This window comes from Halococcus saccharolyticus DSM 5350 (assembly GCF_000336915.1).
GTDB classification, from domain to species: domain Archaea; phylum Halobacteriota; class Halobacteria; order Halobacteriales; family Halococcaceae; genus Halococcus; species Halococcus saccharolyticus.
The window spans coordinates 13521-34414 of the sequence record NZ_AOMD01000012.1 but is presented as its reverse complement, the minus strand read 5'-3'; the positions used below and the strand labels follow the sequence as shown (position 1 = coordinate 34414).

The 20894-nt window shown below is 62.2% G+C and carries 24 protein-coding genes and 1 pseudogene; 15 read left to right on the top strand and 10 right to left on the bottom strand.

The features are described 5' to 3' along the window. The first annotated feature begins 35 nt into the window (after positions 1-35). The 7 genes and pseudogenes from C449_RS03365 (at position 36) to C449_RS03335 (ending at position 7503) form a co-directional block, all read left to right on the top strand. Entirely contained in the window at positions 36-1004 is a 969-nt protein-coding gene (locus C449_RS03365; RefSeq protein WP_006076505.1) for an NAD(P)-dependent alcohol dehydrogenase, read from the top strand. 105 nt (positions 1005-1109) lie between these two features. Then, a complete protein-coding gene (locus C449_RS03360) occupies positions 1110-1883 on the top strand; it encodes a hypothetical protein (protein ID WP_006076504.1) in 774 nt (257 codons plus the stop codon). Between the two features lie 204 nt (positions 1884-2087). Next, on the top strand, positions 2088-2798 hold the full coding sequence (locus C449_RS03355) for a DUF4386 family protein (RefSeq protein ID WP_241430063.1): 711 nt from the start codon (positions 2088-2090) through the stop codon (positions 2796-2798). Between the two features lie 357 nt (positions 2799-3155). Then, positions 3156-3793, top strand: a pseudogene (locus C449_RS03350) (IS110 family transposase); the annotation flags it as partial. 288 nt (positions 3794-4081) lie between these two features. Then, the gene (locus C449_RS03345; RefSeq protein ID WP_006076500.1) at positions 4082-5443 is read left to right on the top strand and encodes a TIGR00341 family protein; all 1362 of its coding nucleotides are present in this window, start codon (positions 4082-4084) and stop codon (positions 5441-5443) included. A gap of 122 nt (positions 5444-5565) precedes the next feature. Next, positions 5566-6681 carry an AI-2E family transporter gene (locus tag C449_RS03340; RefSeq protein ID WP_241430062.1) on the top strand — a complete coding sequence of 372 codons (1116 nt, stop codon included), beginning with the start codon at positions 5566-5568 and terminating at the stop codon, positions 6679-6681. 204 nt (positions 6682-6885) lie between these two features. Further along, positions 6886-7503 (top strand): GAP family protein, encoded by a 618-nt coding sequence (locus tag C449_RS03335; protein ID WP_006076498.1) that lies wholly within the window; start codon positions 6886-6888, stop codon positions 7501-7503. A gap of 265 nt (positions 7504-7768) precedes the next feature. On the opposite strand, the gene C449_RS03330 is transcribed toward C449_RS03335, so the two are convergent. Further along, the gene (locus tag C449_RS03330; protein ID WP_006076497.1) at positions 7769-8269 is read right to left on the bottom strand and encodes a hypothetical protein; all 501 of its coding nucleotides are present in this window, start codon (positions 8267-8269) and stop codon (positions 7769-7771) included. A gap of 137 nt (positions 8270-8406) precedes the next feature. Between C449_RS03330 and C449_RS03325 the strand changes: the two genes are divergently transcribed. Together C449_RS03325 and C449_RS03320 are read left to right on the top strand one after the other, a co-directional pair. Further along, positions 8407-9279, top strand: coding sequence for a GNAT family N-acetyltransferase (locus C449_RS03325; RefSeq protein ID WP_006076496.1), 873 nt, complete (start codon positions 8407-8409; stop codon positions 9277-9279). Between the two features lie 46 nt (positions 9280-9325). Further along, positions 9326-10399: an archaeosine biosynthesis radical SAM protein RaSEA gene (locus C449_RS03320; RefSeq protein ID WP_006076495.1), complete on the top strand. Its 1074-nt coding sequence runs from the start codon at positions 9326-9328 to the stop codon at positions 10397-10399. Positions 10400-10417: 18 nt separating this feature from the next. Here the strand turns inward: C449_RS03320 and C449_RS03315 are convergent, their stop codons facing one another. Then, positions 10418-10696, bottom strand: a complete 279-nt coding sequence (locus C449_RS03315) for a hypothetical protein (RefSeq protein WP_049913863.1) — start codon at positions 10694-10696, stop codon at positions 10418-10420. Between the two features lie 382 nt (positions 10697-11078). Between C449_RS03315 and C449_RS03310 the strand changes: the two genes are divergently transcribed. After that, entirely contained in the window at positions 11079-11936 is an 858-nt protein-coding gene (locus C449_RS03310; RefSeq protein ID WP_152415645.1) for a DUF4097 family beta strand repeat-containing protein, read from the top strand. A 109-nt stretch (positions 11937-12045) separates the two neighbouring features. On the opposite strand, the gene C449_RS03305 is transcribed toward C449_RS03310, so the two are convergent. Genes C449_RS03305 through C449_RS03295 form a run of 3 tightly spaced genes read right to left on the bottom strand, consistent with a single transcriptional unit; the run spans position 12046 to position 12936 of the window. Continuing rightward, positions 12046-12318 (bottom strand): DUF7521 family protein, encoded by a 273-nt coding sequence (locus C449_RS03305; RefSeq protein ID WP_006076491.1) that lies wholly within the window; start codon positions 12316-12318, stop codon positions 12046-12048. Continuing rightward, positions 12308-12616: a hypothetical protein gene (locus C449_RS03300; RefSeq protein ID WP_049913862.1), complete on the bottom strand. Its 309-nt coding sequence runs from the start codon at positions 12614-12616 to the stop codon at positions 12308-12310. The genes C449_RS03305 and C449_RS03300 overlap by 11 nt, the downstream gene beginning before the upstream one ends. Next, on the bottom strand, positions 12613-12936 hold the full coding sequence (locus tag C449_RS03295; protein WP_006076489.1) for a winged helix-turn-helix domain-containing protein: 324 nt from the start codon (positions 12934-12936) through the stop codon (positions 12613-12615). The genes C449_RS03300 and C449_RS03295 overlap by 4 nt, the downstream gene beginning before the upstream one ends. A 182-nt stretch (positions 12937-13118) precedes the next feature. On the opposite strand from C449_RS03295, the gene C449_RS03290 reads away from it, so the two are divergent. Further along, positions 13119-13871, top strand: a complete 753-nt coding sequence (locus tag C449_RS03290; protein WP_006076488.1) for a sensor domain-containing protein — start codon at positions 13119-13121, stop codon at positions 13869-13871. A gap of 47 nt (positions 13872-13918) precedes the next feature. On the opposite strand, the gene purQ is transcribed toward C449_RS03290, so the two are convergent. Further along, a complete protein-coding gene (gene purQ, locus C449_RS03285) occupies positions 13919-14596 on the bottom strand; it encodes a phosphoribosylformylglycinamidine synthase I (protein WP_006076487.1) in 678 nt (225 codons plus the stop codon). Beyond that, positions 14593-14844 (bottom strand): phosphoribosylformylglycinamidine synthase subunit PurS, encoded by a 252-nt coding sequence (gene purS, locus C449_RS03280; protein WP_006076486.1) that lies wholly within the window; start codon positions 14842-14844, stop codon positions 14593-14595. Before purS ends, purQ begins: the two co-directional genes overlap by 4 nt. Positions 14845-14977: 133 nt before the next feature. Here purS and C449_RS03275 point away from each other — a divergent pair, with 133 nt between their 5' ends. Further along, a complete protein-coding gene (locus C449_RS03275; protein WP_006076485.1) occupies positions 14978-15940 on the top strand; it encodes a formyltetrahydrofolate deformylase in 963 nt (320 codons plus the stop codon). A 17-nt stretch (positions 15941-15957) separates the two neighbouring features. On the opposite strand, the gene C449_RS03270 is transcribed toward C449_RS03275, so the two are convergent. Next, entirely contained in the window at positions 15958-17007 is a 1050-nt protein-coding gene (locus tag C449_RS03270; RefSeq protein WP_006076484.1) for a phosphoribosylaminoimidazolesuccinocarboxamide synthase, read from the bottom strand. Positions 17008-17122: 115 nt separating this feature from the next. Here C449_RS03270 and C449_RS18050 point away from each other — a divergent pair, with 115 nt between their 5' ends. Together C449_RS18050 and C449_RS03265 are read left to right on the top strand one after the other, a co-directional pair. Continuing rightward, a complete protein-coding gene (locus C449_RS18050) occupies positions 17123-17269 on the top strand; it encodes a hypothetical protein (protein WP_161606434.1) in 147 nt (48 codons plus the stop codon). Positions 17270-17272: 3 nt separating this feature from the next. Continuing rightward, a complete protein-coding gene (locus tag C449_RS03265; protein WP_006076483.1) occupies positions 17273-17524 on the top strand; it encodes a hypothetical protein in 252 nt (83 codons plus the stop codon). 15 nt (positions 17525-17539) lie between these two features. Here the strand turns inward: C449_RS03265 and C449_RS03260 are convergent, their stop codons facing one another. After that, a complete protein-coding gene (locus tag C449_RS03260; RefSeq protein WP_006076482.1) occupies positions 17540-18607 on the bottom strand; it encodes a hypothetical protein in 1068 nt (355 codons plus the stop codon). 182 nt (positions 18608-18789) lie between these two features. Here C449_RS03260 and C449_RS03255 point away from each other — a divergent pair, with 182 nt between their 5' ends. Beyond that, positions 18790-19569 carry an MFS transporter gene (locus C449_RS03255; RefSeq protein ID WP_006076481.1) on the top strand — a complete coding sequence of 260 codons (780 nt, stop codon included), beginning with the start codon at positions 18790-18792 and terminating at the stop codon, positions 19567-19569. A gap of 52 nt (positions 19570-19621) precedes the next feature. Here the strand turns inward: C449_RS03255 and cofG are convergent, their stop codons facing one another. Continuing rightward, positions 19622-20734 (bottom strand): 7,8-didemethyl-8-hydroxy-5-deazariboflavin synthase subunit CofG, encoded by a 1113-nt coding sequence (cofG, locus tag C449_RS03250; RefSeq protein ID WP_006076480.1) that lies wholly within the window; start codon positions 20732-20734, stop codon positions 19622-19624. Positions 20735-20894: the final 160 nt, after the last annotated feature.

Here is a 20894-nt window from a genome sequence, read left to right as displayed (position 1 = left end):
AAGGGGCGGCTGCATCGAATTCGGACGAAGACGGTATGAACGCGGTCGTGTATTCGAAATACGGAAATCCAGACGTTCTCGAACTCAGGGAGATCGGCAAGCCAGCGATCGAGGATGATGAGGTGCTAGTACGCGTTCACGCGGCTGGCGTGGATCGGGGTGTCTGGCATCTCATGATGGGCCTGCCATACCCGATACGTCTCGCAGGCTACGGGCTCCGCGCGCCCAAGAACCCTGTTCTAGGCATGGATGTCGCAGGGGTCGTGGAGACGGTCGGCAAGAACGTGACCAGGTTCCAGTCTGGCGATGAAGTATTCGGGATCGGTACGGGCTCGTACGCCGACTACGCGTGCGCCCCCGAAAACAAACTCGCACCCAAGCCGGCGAACCTCACCTTCGAGCAAGCAGCAGTGGTTGCCATCTCTGGATTGACCGCCTTGCAAGGCCTGCGCGACCACGGACAGGTCGAACCGGGACAGAAGGTGCTGATCATCGGCGCGTCGGGCGGCGTGGGCACCTTTGCCGTGCAGATCGCCAAGGCGTTCGACGCGCACGTCACCGGCGTGTGCAGCACCGCAAAGATGGACATGGTCCAATCGATCGGCGCGGATCACGTCATCGATTACACTCGCGACGACTTCGCCGAGGGGGAGCAGCACTACGACCTGATCCTCGACATTGGCGGGAATTCCTCGTTAGCGCGCCTCCGACGCGCCCTCGTCCCTCAGGGGACTCTCGTCATCGTCGGCGGTGAAACGGGCGGGCGGTGGCTCGGAGGCATCGATCGCCAGCTTCGGGCGCTCGTACTATCCCCGTTCGTGAGCCAGAAGCTCGGCACGTTCGTCTCTTCGGAGAACCATGAGGACCTGATCGTCCTCAAGGATCTCATTGAATCCGAGAAGGTCACACCGGTCATTGACCGAACGTACCCGCTCGCCGAGGTTCCCGAAGCCATCCGGTATCTCGAAGACGGTCGTGCGAAAGGGAAAATCGTGATCAGCTAAGGGGTTCGGCATCCGTGCAAGGACAGGCACCCCAAATTTGATCGTCACCTAAAGAGTGTCAAAATAGCAATATTTATTATCTAGTACAACCTGTATGTTCTCGTAATGGCTATAAACATCACAACAATTCTGAGAGAAGCAGCAAGCCGGAGTGCAAAGCGGAACGGCCTCATCCTCGTGGGAATCATTTTCGTACTGTCGCTACTCAGTGGCCTCCTCGGAGCTGGCATTGCTCAGTACGTCAACCAGCAGTTCCTGTCGGTTGAGATGCAAACGAATGCGCTGTTCGTTCTTCCACCCCTCATTGCGGGACTGCTCGCGTTCATCATCGGTGTGGCGACCCTTGTCGTCAGCATCGCTGCGATCCGTGTATTCGTCACCGACGAGACCGAGCGGCTTCCGCGTGAATACTTCACTCGGAATATTGGATGGGCGGCATTGAACGTCATCGTCGGCACGGTCGTCTTCGTGACTGCTGTCGCGCTGGGATTGGTCGCATTGGTTATCCCAGGGATCTTCCTGCTCGTGACCTTGGCGTTCTGGAGCGTCTTCGTCGCCGTGGAGGGGCAGAACTTCATCGAGGGACTCCGTAGCAGTTGGGGCCTGACCCGTGGTCATCGTCTCAAACTCCTCCTGCTCGGCATCGCAGTGATGCTCGTTTCGGTGATGGTCGAGATCGTCTTCGGCATTGGCGGTGAGATAAGCGGCGCAGTCGGCGGGTTCGTTCTCGCACAGGCGGCGAGCGCTCTCGTGACCGTCTTCTCGGCGGCCGCGCTCGCTCTCACCTACACTGAACTCACTGCACTCCGCGAGGAAGAGGGTAGGCTCTCCGTCGAGGAAGAATCGACTTCTTCGAGAGAGGGTGTGGAGAGTATCTGAATTGCCGAAATTACACACATCGTTTTAGTGAAAAATTCCTCGTGGGACCTCCCAGAGTCTGCTATTTCTCGGCATGCAACTCCACTACGTCTCTCCCTCCCATGTAAGCGGTAGCGTTATCTCTTAGCGTATTATAATGATAGTACGCTAGATACTAGCGAGGTTGAGAGATACATGAAAACGAATGTAGAACAGGGACGGAAAATGAGTGGATTACAGAAAATGGGCGGCATTGCCGCACTAACCCAGGCCGCTGTATACGTGGTCGCGATGGTGTTGTTTCTCGGGATTCTCATCCCGGCTGGCTACGGGGCAAGCACCGATCCGATGCAGAACGTCGCCTTCCTTGCAGACAATCAAACCGCGGTGTACGTCGTGAACGTGCTCGTCTATGTGGCCTCCAGCGTCCTCGTGGCGATCTTGGCACTGGCACTCTATAACCTGCTGAAGGCCAGTTCGCCAGTACTCGCACAGACGGCGACCGTGTTCGGGCTCATCTGGGCCGGTGTGCTCATGGCTGCAGCCATGATCGCAAGCATCGGTCTGACCACCGTTGTCGATCTCTATAGCCAAGACCCGGCCCAAGCGGCGTCGCTCTGGATGGCGATCGAAGTCGTCCAGGACGGTCTGGGCGGCGGTACTGAGATCGTCGGCGGCATCTGGGTGTTGCTGGCGAGTCTGGCAGCCCTACGGGCCGGAGTGCTTCCACGCGTCCTGAACTACCTCGGCGCGGTGATCGGGGCGGCGGGAATCGTCTCGGTTATCCCAGTTCTCGGTGGTCTGGTGGACCTGTTCGGACTCGGGGCCATCGTGTGGTTCGCATGGCTCGGAATCGTCCTGCTACGTACCAACCCGAGCGCACTCAAAGCCCAGCAGACCCAGCAGGAACCCGCCGCTGGTCGACCGTCGAGTTAATCAAGAAACTTCCCTCGTTCACCCCGTGAGGAGGCGAATTGTTTCAACTACCCCAGCGTGTCTCTTGTAGAGACCAATTGTTAGATATCACAACCAAAATCCCGTTATTGATCGATAAGAGGTAAGACATACCGGCAAAGGCCAAGTGCAAGATATAGAGAATCCATGAAAATCTCGCACCTAAGACCCTAAAGCGTGAACGAGGCACTAGGGACTGACTGAGACCGCGATACAGCCAGTGTGACCAGCACGATACCAGAGAATGGTCCGAGGCCGTGATAAGACGCGGAATCTTGTGCCACCGAGCACGTATAGGAGGATCTCTCGTTCACGCCACAGTCCCAACGGAGGCGTCCTATGTACCCCGGAATAGACACTCACGCACGATACTCCCAAGTTGCCGTCGTCGTCCACGACGGCAACTTGCACGATGAGATTCGCTTACCAAACGACCGTCTCGACCAACTCGCCGAACAGTACGCCGATGGTGAAGCTGCCATCGAGGCGTCCGGCCACTACCGCCCGGTGTACGAGATGCTCGACGAGCATCTCGACGTTACACTCGTCAACCCATCAAAGAACAGGGAGATCGCCGATGCGACGGTCAAGACCGATCGGATCGACGCCAAATGCCTCGCCCACATGCTTCGGGTGGATATGCTCGCCGAGAGCTACGTTCCCTCGGACGAGATCCGCACGCTGCGGGATCTCGTCCGAACCAGAAAGTCGCTGGTCGAAGAGCGGACAGCTGAGAAAAATCGCGTGAGAGCTGTCATCAAGCGGACCGATAACGCCTACGGCAGCGAACTCTTCGGCCAACGGGGCGAGAGTTCCTCGCAGAACTCTCGTTAAATGATGCTGATAGAACGATCGTTGAGGCGCACCTCTCGGTGATTGATGAATACGATACACAGATCGAGAGGCTCGAAGAGACTATCGAGCAGAAGGCACTGGAATCGCCAGCAGTTCAGCGGGCCTTGATCCTTCTTGGATTACTCTTCGAAGGACTGGTCGCGAGCTTTGGCACTGCTGTCGTCGGACTCATCGTAGTCGTCACCTACGCGATCCCCGGTGCAGTCGGTGGTGCATTTGGAGGATGGTACAAAGAACGGCGGATGGAACGGGTAGTCGAACCAGCAGCACGGTAGCGACACCGCTGGAAACCCTTTTTGGCTCATTATCCGAGGAGATCGTTTAGACTCAGACGAATCTCCGCTCAATGAGGCGAGCAAGCAGGTCAATTTAGCCACCTAATTTATCGTACTGTGTAATCTATGTCACACATGCGTCTCGTGCAGGTGCTGATTCCGGAAGGCAAACAAGAAAGCGTCCTTACAGCTTTGGATGCACAGGGAATCGACTACGCGGTTTTCGACGAAGTCGGTAGGGGCGACTTCGAGGCGATGGTCCAGTTTCCGGTTCCGCCGAGTGGTGTGGAAACGATACTCGAGACGTTAACGGATGCGGGGATACAAGAACACTCGTATACCATCGTCTTACCGACCGAAACAGTCGTTTCACAGCGACTCTCAGCGCTAACTGAGCGGTTCCCTGGACTCCGCATTTCGCGCGAAGAACTGTACGCACGGGCCCAGGATCTCGCGCCCGCCAATTCTACCTTCTTCGCCTTTCTCATCCTGAGTACGATCATCGCAACCACGGGATTGTTGCTGGATTCGGCCGCCACTATCATCGGCGCGATGGTTGTTGCACCGCTCATGGGGCCTGCCATCTCGGCGAGCGTCGGCACGATTCTCGACGATCAGCGCATGGCCTCCCGCGGCGTGACGCTTCAGGTGACGGGGTTGCTCGCCGCCATCGCTACTGCCGCGATCATGGGTTGGTTGCTCCAAGAAACCATTCTCATTCCTCCTGACCTCGACATCCGCACCATCCCGCAGGTCGCCGAACGAACGAGTCCGAACTTCCTCTCACTCTTCCTTGCACTCGGCTCCGGACTTGCAGGAGCACTTAGCATTATGCGTGGAGCGGGGTCAGCACTCGTGGGTGTGGCAATCGCCGTGGCGCTCATTCCGCCGGCGGCAACGTCAGGTCTCGGACTCGCCTTCGGACTCCCAGGGGTCGCCATCGCTGCCGCTGTGCTGGTCCTTGTGAACTTGCTCGCTATCAACCTCTCGGCGCTCATTCTGTTCTATCTGTCCGGATTCAAGCCACTCGACGCTGGTAAGTTCGAGGGCGTGAAAGCATCCGTGTTCTCCCGTATCGTGGTTATCGCTATCGGCATCGCGGTCCTTTCTATTGTCCTCGGTGCCGTCACCTGGACGACTTTTCAGGCACAGTCGTATGAACAACAGACGAAGACAGAACTCCAACAACAGTTCACCCAAGCGGACCTCAGAGGCGTTGAATTGGTGAGAACAACTGTTGATTACGAACCAGCAGACATACTCCTCGGCAACGAACCGGAAGTCAACGTCCTCATAGGAATCTCACGCGACCAAACAGTACCGCCTGACCTTGCACAGCAGTTTGATGACCATCTAACTGAGCAGTTAGGGCAAGATGTCGCGGTTCGAGTTGGCTTCATCGAAGAGCAAGTCTCGGAAGAAGAACCGCCGAATCCACACCTCGGCGGATTACGTGGAGTTCAGGGCTCACCGTCAGGGTTACGATACTACTCTTGATTATATATCAAATTTATCGGTGATTCTCCAATACCTATAAATGTAATGATAGTCTCTAGTATTGCATGTCTACGAGTAGGGACAGTCCAGAAATGACGCGGGTTCGCATCACTCGGTCGAATGTGAGATGGGGAACGGTAGCGTTGGTGGTGTTTGGAATCATTGCTTTCGTCGGGTATATGTTCCTTCCCTGGGTAGTGTTGGGGCTCTTCATCTACTATGTTGCTCGTCCCATCAACCAACGTATCGGGGACCGAATCGGGAAGGGAAACCTCTCCGCAGCGCTCACATTGCTTCTCATTATCGTGCCAGTCGTGCTCTTGTTGGGTGTGTTCCTCTCGATAGCGTTGGGACAATTCGCCGCCTTTGCGACATCTGAAGCCTCAGGACAACTTCTCGAACAATCACCGATCAACGTTGAGACGATACCGGACGACCCCGACCAGTTGGTTAACACAGCGACAACTACGCTGTCAGACCCATCGGTGCAATCAGTGCTAGCCGAAGCGCAAGCCTTCGTTGGTGCCGCCGCTTCTGGGATCTTCATGCTGTTTCTCTCGCTGTTGTTGGGGTTCTTCCTTCTCGTGGAGGACCAGCGCCTCGGTCAGTGGGGTAGAGACCAGATACTCGGCAACGACGCAGTGTCGATCGACTATCTCGAAGCGGTCGACAGAGGACTGAACTCGGTGTTCTTTGGGTACACGTTGACCATATTCGTCATCATGATCCTAACCGCAATCATCTACAACGTGTTCAATTTCTTCGCCCCGGAGAACCTCCTCATTCCCGCAACTATCTTGTTGGCAGTCGTTACAGGCCTTTTCACTCTCGTTCCACTGGTCGGTCGATCCATCATTTATCTCGGCATCGCCGCACTTCTCGCACTAGGGGCTATCCAACTCAATCCAACACTCGTCTGGTACCCACTCTTGTTTTTCGTCTTTATGACGCTAGCGTTCGACAACGTCGTCCGAACATACATTCGTCCATACCTTTCGGGGAAGATGTTCCACCTCTCACTCGTGATGTTCGCCTACCTGCTCGGGCCGATACTGTTCGGGTGGTATGGAATCTTTCTCGGACCACTCCTGATGGTTATCGTCGTCCAGTTTCTTCAGGTGGTCGTCCCACAACTTCGTGACGAAGAAACTTCTTCTCCTCTCGATATCGGTCAGACGACTCTCCAAGAAACGGACGAGGGCCTCAGTGATCCGCTGAGGGGTGGTAAGGCGACCTAATGAGATCCGCCTCAAAAAAGATGAAGCTCACAAGAGAATACGCGACGATCAACAGGAGAGACAGGAGTCAGAGCAGCCCAATGTCTATGAGGGTAATAGATAGATATTTCCACTGTAGCCAGTGTAACAACCTAAAATGAAGAACGTAATCCCAGCAAGTACTAAAGAAGATAGTGAAGAAACAGCGTGCAGGGCGGTTGGGAGATGAGTTTTCTTACACTTCTCCCACTAGCGGTTGTGATGATTGCGGGGCCGCAACTTCTCAGTGCGATCTTTCTCGCTACGAGTGAGGACTGGCGACAAAACTCGGCCTCGTTCGTTTTCGGTGCGACTCTCTCAATTGCTCTCGTCGTCACAGTTGCATACTTCCTCGGTAACAGTGCGACGGATGGAGGGAGCTCTCACACAGGATTACAGATAATTGTACTCCTTCTCTTACTCTTTGCTATGGTCTCTGTGTATCTGAATAGAGAGGAAGCAGAACCGCCGAAGTGGATGGGAAAGCTACAATCGGCGAATCCTAGGTTCTCGTTCAGACTCGGGTTCCTGCTATTGGGTGTGTTTCCAACCGATATCCTCACCTCAGCCGCCGTTGGTTCGTATCTTTCAGGCAACAATCTACCGTTGACGGATTCGATTGGTTTCATATTGCTTACTGTGTTCCTCTTGGCGCTTCCATCGATCGCTGTGCTTGCACTCGGTGAGCGGGCGGAAGCGTTTCTCCCAAAGATCCGTGACTGGATGAACACTAACTCGTGGATCGTCAATGAGGCCGTTATTCTACTCTTTATCGCACTCACGCTCAACAATCTCTTCGGATGATCGGCCCCGGAGAAACTACCTAACTAAAACTCCTGTATTAATCAAATTGCTATTTACGATACCATACCAGTTATTACATTGAATATCATTATTTTCGGTTGTAGATTTTTGTAGTATGTGATATTTATATGATTATTCCATTTTCATTGGGGCCAGTGACCGATACACGCTCTGAATCTTGCACGCCGATTTCAACAGGTAGCTGTTCCGCACCATTGGAAAGTACGAGAACTTCGGCTAAGCCCTGAGAAGCGGCGTTCGCCCCTCAGGCCGAAGTGATCTGCCACCGATAGTACTCCACGAACAGCAGGAACACACCGGCGAGAAGCGCCACACCCAGTCCGATACCGGGTGTGACGGCAAACGCTGAGGCACTTCCCTCCGCGAGGGGGTTGCCCGCATCGGCGGCCGACCCGATGACCTGCTGTTTGACCCATTCGTTCGAGCGCAGTTGGAGGAAAACCAATCCGATGATGGCGATACCGCCCGCGAACCGACACCACGCTCCAGCCCAGCCCCGAAGCCGCCACGAGAGGAGCAGAACGACGACAGCAACGACTGCGACACCGCGACCGGGCCAGAGTTCGAGACCCAAGAAGCTTCGCGCCGACCCCAGCGGCACCTGCACGGTCACCCAGCTCAGGACGGTCGACGCGAGCGCCACCATCGGTGGCCCGTATCTGTCGACCCACGCCGAAACGAACCACGGGTACAGACCGCGAGAACCCTCCGACCGCTGATAGCCTCGTCCTGTGCCGTCGTCCATGGATGACACAACTACCTCGGTCGGCCACTTTCGCTTTGCCATTCGTCGCCCACTCGATTCGGACGGTTCCCTATGGCGGGAGCCGCCCAGACCGAACGCGGCCAACAGCTAAGAGGGAGAGTCGTGTTCCCCTCGGTATGAGCACGACGACCGAACCGGAGACGTTCGACGACGACGTTCGACGGCGGCTCTACGAGTACGTGGAACGGAACGGTGCGGTTCGACCGGAAGTGCTCAGAAACGAGGTTCGAGTCGAGGACGACCGGCCGGGGTCGAAACCGCCACGGTCGGCCGTGCCGACCAAACGCGTCCGCCTCCCGGCCGTACAGTTCCGCGAGCACGTCGACGCGCTGATCGACGCGGGACATCTCGACGAACACGACGGCAAGCTCAGGGTCGCGTGGGAGGCCGAGACCGACGAGCTCGACACGACGGACGGGCCGGTGAGGATCCGTCCCGCCCACCAAGAAGACATGGACGGGATCACCGACGTGATCGGACGAGTTACGGCCGCGGGCACCCACATCCGTGCCGAGACCGTCGGGGAGGCGATCGACCGCGAGAGCGCGCTGTTGCGCCACGACGATCGCCGACGGACGTTCTTCGTCGCGACCGAACGTGAGGACGCTGTCGAAACGGACACCGCGAATGCGGCCGGGACCGATCAGGACGACGGTAGCGGCGAGGACGCTGACGACGAACAGGTAGTCGGGTGGGTCCACGTCGACGCGCTTGATGTCGAGAAACTCAGCCATACCGCCGAACTCACCGTCGGGGTCGTCGCCGAGCGTCGCCGACAGGGCATCGGCCGGGCGCTCCTCGAACACGCCCTCGACTGGGCGGCGTCGGTCGGCTACCACAAGATCTACCAGGCACTGCCGGCGACGAACGACGAGGCCGTCGCGTTCCTCGAAAACGCAGGCTGGGAGCGCGAAGCCGTTCACACCGAACACTATCGGATCGGCGGGGAGTACGTCGACGAGGTGCTCATGGCGACGTGGCTCGATTGAGTCGGCGGACGGCAGGGTTTTGCCGCTCGATCGGGTAGTACCGGCAATGAGCAGTACGCCCGATCCCGAGGTCTACGAGCAGGGCAAGGGGATGGACGCGCACAACGCGGCCATGCGCCGGATCCGTGCGCGCAACGACCAAACCTACGATCCCCACGAGCCAACCCGGGTCTGGCTCGACGAGGACAACACGCCCGACGGCGTCCGACGGAGCCTCACGATCATCCTGAACGCCGGCGGCTGTCGCTGGGCGCGCGCCGGCGGCTGTACGATGTGTGGCTACGTCGCCGAGTCGGTCGAGGGTGGTACGGTCCCCCACGACGCTCTCATGGATCAACTGGACGTCTGCCTCGATCACGAGCGAGAGAACGCCGACGAACCCTGCCCGCTCGTGAAAATCTACACCTCCGGGAGCTTCCTCGACGAACGTGAGATCCCGGCCGAAACCCGCGCCGCGATCGCCGAGACGTTCGCCGACCGTGAGCGGATCGTGGTTGAGTCACTCCCCGATTTCGTCGAGCGCGACCGCCTCGCTGACTTCACCGACCGCGACCTCGCGATCGACATCGCAGTCGGTCTTGAAACCGCGACCGATCGGGTGCGTCACGACTGCGTGAACAAGTACTTCGACTTCGCCGAGTTCGTCGCGGCGAGCGAGGCGGCCGACGTGGCGGGCGCGGGGATCAAAGCCTACCTCCTGATGAAACCGCCGTTCCTCACCGAAAGCGAGTCGATCGCGGACATGGTCTCGTCGGTACGACGGTGTTCCGAATATGCCCACACCGTCTCGATGAACCCCTGTAACGTCCAGCGCCACACGATGGTCGAGGACCTCTACCACGACGGCGGCTACCGCCCACCGTGGCTATGGTCGGTCGCCAAGGTGCTCGAATCGACTGCCGACGCCGACGCGATCGTGGTTTCGGATCCGGTGGGTCACGGCTCGGATCGCGGCCCGCACAACTGCGGCGAGTGCGACGACCGAGTCCAGACCGCAATCAAGGACTTCGACAAGCGACAGGACCCCTCAGTGTTCGACCAAGTGTCCTGCGAGTGCGAGGCGACGTGGGAGGCGATCGTGGAGCGCGAGAAGAGCTACGGGATGCCGCTGGCGCAGTAGTTCACCCGCAACCACGGATCAGATCGCGTCGTCGGGCTCGTGCTCGTCGGCCATCCGACTCGCTTCGCGCGCGTAGCGCTCCCGGATGTCGGGGTCGGCGACGTCGCCGAGGTTGTTTGGATCGACATCGAGTGCAGCGGTCGTCTCGCGGCCCGATCCCGAAAAGCTCGGGAGGGCGCGCTCCTTCCGGAAGTCGTGCTCGCCGTCGGGTGTCGCATAGGTCAGAATGATGAGGTTCTGCTCGTCGTCGGAGTACGTGCGCTCAACCAGCCAGACTCGGACCGTGTCGTCGGCCATCTCGATCACGGCTATGGCCGGTCGGGTGTTAGCTCTGTTCGTCCCGTCGCGGCTTCTGCTACGCCTCGTCGCTATCCGTCGGTATCGAGATCCGCACCACACTCCGGACAGGTCTCGTCGGCGATCGACACCTGGCGATCACAGCTCGAGCAGATCGCGCGGTAGCACGCACGCTCGCCCATGCGAGTAGATACCGCACCAAGGACAAAAAGTCGTGGGCTCTCACGGTCACGGTGGCTCCGTCCCAGTGTCGCTCGGCTGCGGCATCACGCCGAAGCGACTGGATCGGCAGCGCCGTTCTAGTACAAATACGTTTCGCAGCGTCGCGCGTTCGGGGATGGTGCGGACGATTATATCGTTGCAGTGGAACAACTCGAACACGATGACAGCGGCAGACAACTCGAAGACGACGACACCGACGGTCACTCGCCGTGGTCTTCTCGGGGCCTGCGCAGTCGGTCTCTCGGCCACCGCGGCGGGTTGTTCGGGGGCGACACCGTTCGTCGGCAAGCGGACGGAGTTCGACCGGACGTTCGACGGGAACACGGGGCGTATCACCGTCGAAACCGACAGCGGCGACGTGAACGTGAGCCGGACGGATGCCGACGAAATACAGCTTCACGGTATCAAGGAGGCGGCATCGGTGTTCGCCGACATTGAGGACATCACCGTCGAGGCCACCCGGGACGGCGACCACCTCCGGATCACCGGCGATTCGGGGGAGAGCTCCTTTCTCGGTCTCGGCAATAAATCGATCTCCCTCGACGCCGGGGTTCCCGAGGGCGTCGCCGTCGAACGGGTTTCGGCGGCGAACGGCGACACCACCGCGACCGATGTCGCTGGCAATATGACGATCGAATCGACGAACGGCGCGGTGAAAGCACGGAACGTCGACGGACACGTCTCGCTGGCGTCGACGAACGGTGACGCCAGCGCCCGGAACGTAGCGGGTCTCGACGGGGCCGAGACGACTAACGGCGACGTCGACGTCGCCATCCCCGCAGTCGAGGGCGAAGTTTCGGTCGCCTCGACCAACGGCGCTATCACCGCGGCGCTCGCCCCCGACCTCGACGCAACGGTGGTCGCCTCGACGCGCAACGGAACTATCACCACGAACCGACTCCCGCTCGACGCCGTCGGCTCCGGGAGCAACACCGTTCGCGGGACGCTCGGCGACGGCACGCACGACCTCTCCGTCGAGACGATCAACGGCGACATCGTGCTCGACCGATTGCGTTGATTCGCTCGTCGGTCGCCACTCTTCTACGCCCATCGCTTCGGGCGAGCGGTGAGGCCTGTCGACGTTCGTCCGTGGGATTCGTCTGCAGTGTCATCCCGGCCGAGGGCGATCACGGACTGAGTAACGAGTGGAGGATCGCCGCGAGACCGACGACGTACGCGGACACCACACCGAGCAGCGTTTCGGCGTCCGTCAGTCCCACCACGGGTGCGAGCACATACTGGACGAGGAACGGCACCGCGGTGAGACAGACGATGCCGACGGCGAGCGCGCGCATCGTCCGGCTGTCGTGGCGGCGGTAGCCTCGGTAGGCCTGTGTGGCGACGAACAGCCCAACGACAGCGGTGAGTGCCCCTGCGGGCGCGACCAGTTCAGCCAGCATCGTAGATCACCACCAGGATCACGACCAGCCCGCCGAGCTCGCAGCCGGTCACCGCGAGCGACCGGGCGGCGGGCGACACGATCGGAACGTTGGTCAGTACCACGCGCAGGAGCATGGGCACCGCGGTCAGCAGCGTCAGCCCCACGGCCAGCCGGAACATACCGGGGTCGCCGACGCGACGGTAGCCGGTGAACAGCTTGTACGCGACCGCGAGCGCCAGCACGAGCGCCACGACGAAACCGACGAGCGCCGCGAGCACTACTGTCGTGTCGCCGCCAGTCGGCTGTACCTGCATCATTTGAATCCCTCGTAGAGCCTGGTGAATCTGTCCGCGGCGTCCTCGCCGCCGCCTCGGTCGACCGTACACGCGAACCCGTCGTCCCGGAGTTCGACCGTGACCCGTTCGACCCGGGTGGAATACACCTTGTGGTGGTGGCCATCGGGGTCGAGCCGCTGGTGGTCGTCGAGGAGATTCTGGGCCTGCAACCGCTCGATGCGTCGGTAGACAGTGGAGGACGAGGCCTCACAGGCGTCGCTCAACTCGTCGGCCGACAGCGGTTCGTCCCGGGCGGCTTCGAGGATGGTCCGCGCGTACTCGTCGTCGAGCAGCGACGTCATCGCGCCAAGGTCGTCGCTCACCGTGGCCCTCCGCCGGGCGAGGGCGAACGCGCCCGCGACCGACCGCGCCGTCCCATCGGTCGGTCGTTTTCAGCGCCGCCACATAAACGGCCACGGCCCGCCGCGCCGTTCGCGACTCACCGATACGTTTATTCATATCCGCCCGGAGCATCCGGCACGCGATGGTTCCGGACGTGCGTTCCGGCGGTCTCGACGCCGATTTCGGCGAGGTCGTGCGGACCGTTTTCGGCGTGCCGTTCCGGATCCAGACCTACCGGAACCTCTCGTATCTTGTCCTCGCCTTCCCGCTCGGCGTGGTGTATTTCGTGCTCTTTTCGGTCGGCCTCTCGCTCGGCGTCGGCCTCACGGTAGTCGTGATCGGCATCCCGATCCTGCTTGCCATGCTCGCGCTCGCCACGGGGCTGGCGACCGTCGAACGGCGGCTGGCGATGGCGTTTCTCGGTATCGAAGTGCCGACGAGGAACGAGCCGCCGCCCGACTCGCTCCGAGGGTGGGTGCGCCGGCTCGTGGCACGGCTCGGACCGTGGAAAGCAGTGGTGTACCTCGTGACGAAGCTGTTCATCGGAGTGGCCGCGTACGTCATCGCTATGTCGCTGCTGGTGACCGCGGTGAGCATGCTCGCGGTGCCGTTGGTCTATGACCAGCCTGGCGTCTACGTCGGGGTCGTCACCGACGCGCCCGTGAGCTATCACCCGGCGCTCTACGTCGGCTGGGACCGACTGCTAGTGGGCCTCGAAACCGTCGTCACGCTGTCGGTGTGGCGGATCGACACGCTCGCCGAGGCGCTCGCCGTCGCCGGTTTCGGGGTCGCGCTCGGGATCCTCTCGCTCCATCTCCTCAACGCACTCGCGTGGGTCTCCGGTCGGTACACCAGACTGATGCTCGGGACGGCCGAAAACGAATCCCCGTCTTGAGACTCCGCTCATCCACACGACCTCCCCGTCAGCGTGCGTCGCGGCGGTTACTCCGCGAACCCGCGCAGGATTCCCCGACCGTCGGTGCCGCCGAGTTCGGCCAGGGTCGCGCGCTCGGGGTGGGGCATCAACACGGCGACGGACTCGCGCTCGCCGAGTACGCCCGCCACTCCGTCCGTCGAGCCGTTCGGGTTCGATTCCGGCGTCACGTTCCCGTCGGCGTCGCAGTACCGAAAGAGGATTCGGTCGTCGGCATCGAGCTCGTCGAGACGCTCCTCGTCGATCTCGAATCGGCCCTCGCCGTGGGCGATCGGGAGTTCGATCACGTCGCCCGGTTCGAACGCTCGCGTCCACGGCGTGTCGGCGTTCTCGACCCGGAGGTGAACGTGCTCGCACTGGAAGCGCGCGCTCGCGTTGGTGGTGAACGCGCCAGGCGTGAGGCCCGTCTCGCAGCCGACCTGTGCGCCGTTGCAGATCCCGAGCACCGGCACGCCCTCACTCGCGGCGTCGCGGACTGCCGCCATGATCGGCGCGCGCCCGGCCATCGCGCCTGCCCGGAGGTAGTCGCCATAGGAGAAGCCGCCAGGGAGGACGATTCCCGATGGATTCTCGGGGAGTCCGTCCTCGTGCCACGTCCGCTCGGCGTCGATTCCCACGTCGTGGAGCGCACGAACCGCGTCGCGATCGCAGTTCGAACCGCCGAACTGCACCACCGAGACCGTCATCGGGGCTCGACCGTCACGGTGTAGTCGTGGATGGTCGGGTTGGCGAGCAGGCGTTCGGCCATCGCGTCCGCGCGCTCTGCGGCCGCATCCTCGTCGGCGGCGTCGAGATCGACCTCGAAGCGGTCGGCCGCGCGGAGCTCGTCCAGCTCGAACCCGAGACGTTCGAGCGCGCGGGCGGTGGTCTCGGCCTCAGGATCGAGCACACCCCGCTTTAGTCGAACGGTGACGACGGCGGTGTAGGCGGTCATCGGCGGCGGAAGGGAGCCGTCGGCGAAAACCCTTCTGCATCGGCTCGGCCGCGAGTGCTGCTGCAAACGAAGGGTTTTCGCCCGCGTTCGGCGAAGCGACGCCAATGAACGTAACCGACACGCGGTGGTGGCGATGAACCCTCGACTCACGGAGATCACGGTGATCGGCGACGACGACACCGGCCTCATCGCCCGGGTCACCTCCCTCCTCTTCGAGCGTGGGATCAACATCGAGGACCTCGATCAGGCGGTTCGACAGGACCTGTTCCGGATGACGATGCGGGTCGACACCAGTGAGATGGACGGCTCGAAGGACGATCTCCGACGGGCGCTCGACGACCTCTGTGAGGAGCTGGGAATGGACGTCCAGGTGCGATTCCCCGCCGACCGCGAGACCAGACAGGTCGCAGTGCTCGCCACGAAGGAGTCACACTGCCTCGACGCGCTGTTCGACGCGTGGGAGACGGGCGATCCCGACGCCGAGATCGGAGTCGTGGTCGCGAACCACGACGACCTCGCATCGATCGCCGAGGCCCACGACGTACCGTTCTACGACGTCGGCGATGCGGGCGGCGTCCCCGACGAGGAGTGGCTGCTCGACATCCTCGCCGACCACGATGTCGATCTCGTGGTGCTCGCGCGCTACATGCGCATCCTCAGCCCCAACGTGGTGTTTCGCTACGAGAGCCGCATCATCAACATCCATCCCTCGCTGCTGCCCGCTTTCCCCGGTGCGGAGCCGTACCGCCAGGCGCTCGACGCCGGGGTACGGATCGCGGGCGTCACCGCCCACTACGTCACGACCGACCTCGACCAGGGACCGATCATCGCCCAGCGCGCGTTCAACGTGCCCGACGACGCCACCGTCGAAGACCTCGAACGCCGCGGCCAACCGCTCGAAGCCGAAGCCCTGATCGAGGCGGTGCGCCTCCACCTCGAAGACGATCTCGTCGTTGGCCGAGGCCGGACGCATCTCCGCAACGGCGAAAAGGCCGATCTCGGCCTCCCGGGCGAGATCGAGCGACTGAACCCGGACCAGCCGGTCGACGACGCGACGCCACCCGCCGGCGAATCGGCCGGAACGAGCGACGACTGACAACCGGCGACTGATTCTCAGTTCCCGAGCGAACGCACGGCCGCAACCGCGTCGTCGAGCGCCGGTGCGTCGAACAGTTCTCGATCGAGGTAGGTGTTCGCGCCCGCAGTGTAGAGGTCGCTCGCGGCGTCGATGACCGCCTCGTCGAGCGATTCAGGATCGCGTTCACACAGCGCGCGCCAGTCGGTTTCGCGCTGTTCGTCGGCCTCGGTCTTCGCGGCGTCGACCGCCGCGACCCACTCCGGCTGCGTCCGCTTGTGGTACTGTCTGAGCACCTCTTTCGAGATCTGTTGTCCATCATAGGAAAAGCGGTTCTCGTCGAACGTCCCTACTACATCCGCGACCCGAACCTCGCCGTCGACGTAACAGCACTCGATCTTGCCGTCCTCGTGAGTCATTTCGACTGACTCGGCCCGATCGGTCACGACCCGGTTGACTTCGCGAGCGACCGCTGCAAGGTCGTCGAGCGTCGCTTGGCCCGCGATCCGGTCGGCCTCCTCGCGCGTGAGATACCGGTCCTGCTCCTCGAACTTCGTCGAGAACTCGACGACCGGTTCCGGCAAGTCGACCGGGTCGTCGGGCCACGCGGTGGTGTCGAGTCCCACCTCGACAGGATCGCGGCGCGAGCGCAGGCTCGACCCCACCGGGACGCTGTTTCGGAAGACGATTTCGAGCGGGACCAGGTAGTTCTCGTCCGCCGCGGCGTGGAACGTCTCGTAGTCGTAGCTTCCGTTCTCGGGAGGGAGATCCGGCACCTGGACGAGATCGATCGCCATCTCGCGGGGCGGCCCCACGGCCTCGTCCAAGCCGACCGTCTCAGGCTCCCCGTCCGTGTCGTCAGCGGTCGGATCGACGACGCCCCGGTAGTGAGTCGGAACGCCTTCAGCTTCGAGCAGCTCGAAGTTGTACGCGCCCATCGCACAGAGGGAACGCCCCTTTTCGGGAACGGTGTCGGGCATCTGTCCCCAGTCGAACACCGAGTAGGCGTCGGTGAAGACGAACCGACCCCGGCCCGGCGCGTCGGCGGTGGCGGGCTCCTCGACCCGGAACTCCTTGACGCTGGTCATGCGGGGGAGTTCCGTCGGTCGAACTAAGCGGTTGCTATCTCGCCCTCGCCGATCGAGTGGAGCAAACATATATCACTCGTCCGTCTCGAACCTTCGAGATACCGATCCACACGCAATGACAGAATACATCTGCGGGAAGTGTGACGCCGAAGCCGAGTCACAGTGGGCGATCCGACTCGAACACGGCACGGACGAACGTACGTACCGACTCTGTCGGGGCTGTTGGGACGAACTCAACGGCCGATTCGGCGAGGGGAAGTGATCGATGACGGACGATTCCGAGCCGATATCGGACGATACGACGCCCGGCGACTCGACCCCTGCCGGCACGGAGTGTGCGCTCTGCGGGACCGATCTCAGCCCCCGAGACTATCCCGACTGTCGGGCAGTCCTGATCGACGAAAGCGGATCGGACGGCGACGAGGAGACCATCCGGATGGTGTGTGCGGACTGCTGGTCGGGGTTGGACGACGAACTCGGCGATCCGTCGGGTTCGCCGTCGACTCGCTCGGCGTAGCCGGCCGCTTCGAACTCAGTCCCACGCCGCTTCGACAGCGCCCTCCGCGTACCGCACCACCGATTTGTTGCCGCTCGGTGGCTCGGCGTCGCGATCGACCGAACGTTCGACGATGGTACCGCCAGCGCCGACCGCCACGTCGTAGGTGTCCGTGCGCGCGACGCCGTTGAGCTTCGTCTCGACCGGCGTTTGCGTCCGTCGCCACTGGCCGACGGACTGGCGTTCGTAGACCTTTCCGCCCGAGCCTGCCGCGAGTCCCATCGCGCCGTCGCGGTCGATCGCCCGGATCGCCTGGCGGCCGTCGTCGATGACGTGGGGCGTCCACCGGAACCCGTCGTAGCGATAGACGATCCCGCCGCCGGCGGCCACGTTGACGTCCTTCGGGCCGACGCTCGCGGTGTCGAAAAAGGCCCCGCCAGCGAAGTCGATCCCGATTCGCTTCCAGTTCTTGCCACCGTCGCCCGTCGCGGCGACGAACTGGCTGGTCGAGACGACGTGTCCCTTCTTTCGCGCGTGGAAGTCGATCGCCGGAATCGTCGACCCGCCACCGGGTTTGGTCACGTCCTCGTACTTGACCGCGCCGCTCTCCTGGCGGACGCCGATCAGTAGCTCGCCCGAGCCGTTGACGAAGTAGAGCCGCTCGTTCTCGCCCGCCCTGCCCCGCACCGCACAGCCCTCCCACGTGCTCGTCTTCTCCTTCGGCGCGGAGTAGTTCGTGAGCGTCTCGGTGTCGACGCGGTACTCGCCGATCACGCCCGAGCCACCGACGAACCAGAGCGCCTTGCCGTCGTCGGTCACGTCGACCCCGGTCAGCGGGCGACTCCGCGCCTGTGGACCGTACTCGACGACCTTCTGCCAGCCGTCTTTCCGACGGGCGAGTACGTCGCCGCCCGCCCCGACCACGAACGGGCCTTCGGCAGTATCGACCGCACCGTTCAGTGTCTTCGTGGTTGGCGATTCCACAGCCGTCCACTCGGTGTCGGGCGTGTCGTCCTGCGCAAGACCGACGCTCGGGACGCCGACCGCAGCTGCCGCCGTCGCTCCGGTCAGTTTCAGCAGCTCGCGTCGTGTGGATTTGGCCATTCGTGTCCTCACCACGCATCCGTCTGCGACGAACCATGTTGAATAACCGAGATATTCCGGAAGAACGATCGGTTCGCACGGAGTGTTCCGATCCACGCTCCTGACGAGCCGTCGTCCGTTCGTCGATCCGAAACGATCGGCGAGGCGAGGAGTTAATTACACAGGATGAGAACCGGTGATCGATGGCCGACTCCGTCCGCGCCGCGATCCAGGATCGGATCGGTTTCCGGGCGATACTGACCTGGCTCGGATTCGTCGCGATCACGTTCTGGTTTCTCGATGGATCGATCGCACAGATGGGGACCAGCCTCGTTATGACCGTAGTTCTCGGTCTGTCCGAACTCCTCTCGGAGGTGTACGATCTCCGTGGCGAGGTCAGATCGTTTGGGTTCGGTCTCGTGGCGCTGCTCTCCAGCGTTGCCCTGTTCGTGCTCGGTGGCACTGGCACGTGGTGGCTGCCGGTGCTTTTCGCGGCCATCGGCGGGTGGATCAGCCTCGACGCAGTCCAGACGCTCCGTCACGAGGGACTCACCGTCGGCGACGACGACACCGACGAGACTCCCGACGGTCGGGATGTCTACCACGACTACGTCACACGCCAGGTCGACGAGACGCTCCGTGAGGAGCGCCTCACTCGCCGGGAACTCTCGACCGCGCTCGATCCCGACGACGCGGCGATCGACCGCGCGCTCGCCGAACTCGACGACCGCGACCTCCTCGTGCGCGAGGGGAGCGAACTCGAAACACAGTCTCCACCCGAACCGGGGACGATGGCCCGAGCACGGGACCTGGCCGCGACCGCGGCTGCCCGACTCGCACGGCCGCTCACCGTCGAGTTCGATGACGAATCGACAACAGGCGACGAGACCGAGCGATACGACCCCACACCGGAGCGAGCCGATTCGCGGTCGCGCTCCGACGCCGATCGAGACCGCGAACGCGAACCCGCCGGCCGCCGGTAACGGAGCCTCGGCGCTCTCGCTTCTGGCCGCAGTCTGGATTGGAGACGGGGACTCAGACCTCGGCAGGATTCTCGCCGTATTCGAGCACCGATCGGAACCGCTCGCCGTGGACGGTGTCGGCGGCGATCGCCGTCTCGATCCGTTCGTCGATCCAGTCGCCGTCGTCGACGAATCGCTTGTACACCGGCAGGCGCTCGCCGAGCGGGACGCCGGCCTCTCCAGTGATGGCTTCGAGTTCGTCGAGACCCGGCCACGCGTAGTCGGGATTGATGTGGTCGTCGGTCACGGGCGACACCCCGCCAAGGTCGTCGACGCCGCAGTCGAGCACCTCGCGGACGGGCGCGAGGTTCGGTGGCACCTGGATCGACACCTCCTCGGGGAGCGCAACGCGTGCCATCGCGACCGCGCGCCGGAGCGTCCCGGCGTCGGGCGTCGGGCTGTTCCAGCGTTCGTTCTCGACAACGGGCTGGACGAGCACCTCCTGGATGTGGCCGTAGCGCTCGTTGAGTTCGCGGATCGCCAGCAGCGATTCGGCCCGATCCTTCCAGCTTTCGCCAATTCCTACCAGAATCCCGGTGGTGAAGGGGATCCCGACCTCGCCGGCCGCGCGGATGGTGTCGAGGCGCTGTTCGGGGGTCTTCTGCCGGGGGCCGGCGTGCGCGTCGACATCGGCGGTGGTTTCGAGCATGACGCCCATCGAGGCGTTCACCTCGGCGAGCATCGCCATCTCGTCGTGCTGGAGGTCGCCAGGGTTGCTGTGGGGGAGGAGCCCGACGTCGAGCGCGAGTTCGCACATCTCGTAGAGATACTCGTGGATCGAGTCGTGACCCCACGCGTCGAGCTGATCGTGGATCGCCGCGTAGCGGTCGTCGGGCTTGTCGCCGAAGGTGAACAGCGCCTCGGTGCAGCCGGCGTCGGCTCCGGTTTCGAGCACCTGTCGGACGTCCTCGCGGCTCATCAGGCTGGCCTCACCGGGCGGGTCGAAGTACGTGCAGTAGGTACAGGTGTACCGACATGCCGTGGTCAGCGGGAGGAAGACGTTGCGCGCGAACGAGAGGTGGGGAGCGGGATCGACGTCCGCCGGCTCGACGCTACATAGCCGGTCGACATCTCGCGTCGTGACGTCGAGAGCGTCGAGTGGGTCGCGCGTGTCGGCCTCTTGCATGGCTTCGGCGAGGAACCCGGACGGCTAAAAGGCACTCACTCAGCGGGGATGCCCGGTATCCAAGGAGGGGAGTGGGGGATACCGGGCCGGGAGCGGCGGGCACCACAGCCGACAGTCACCCCGCGCGCGAACCGGGGAAGCGGGTTCGCGCAGTTCGTCC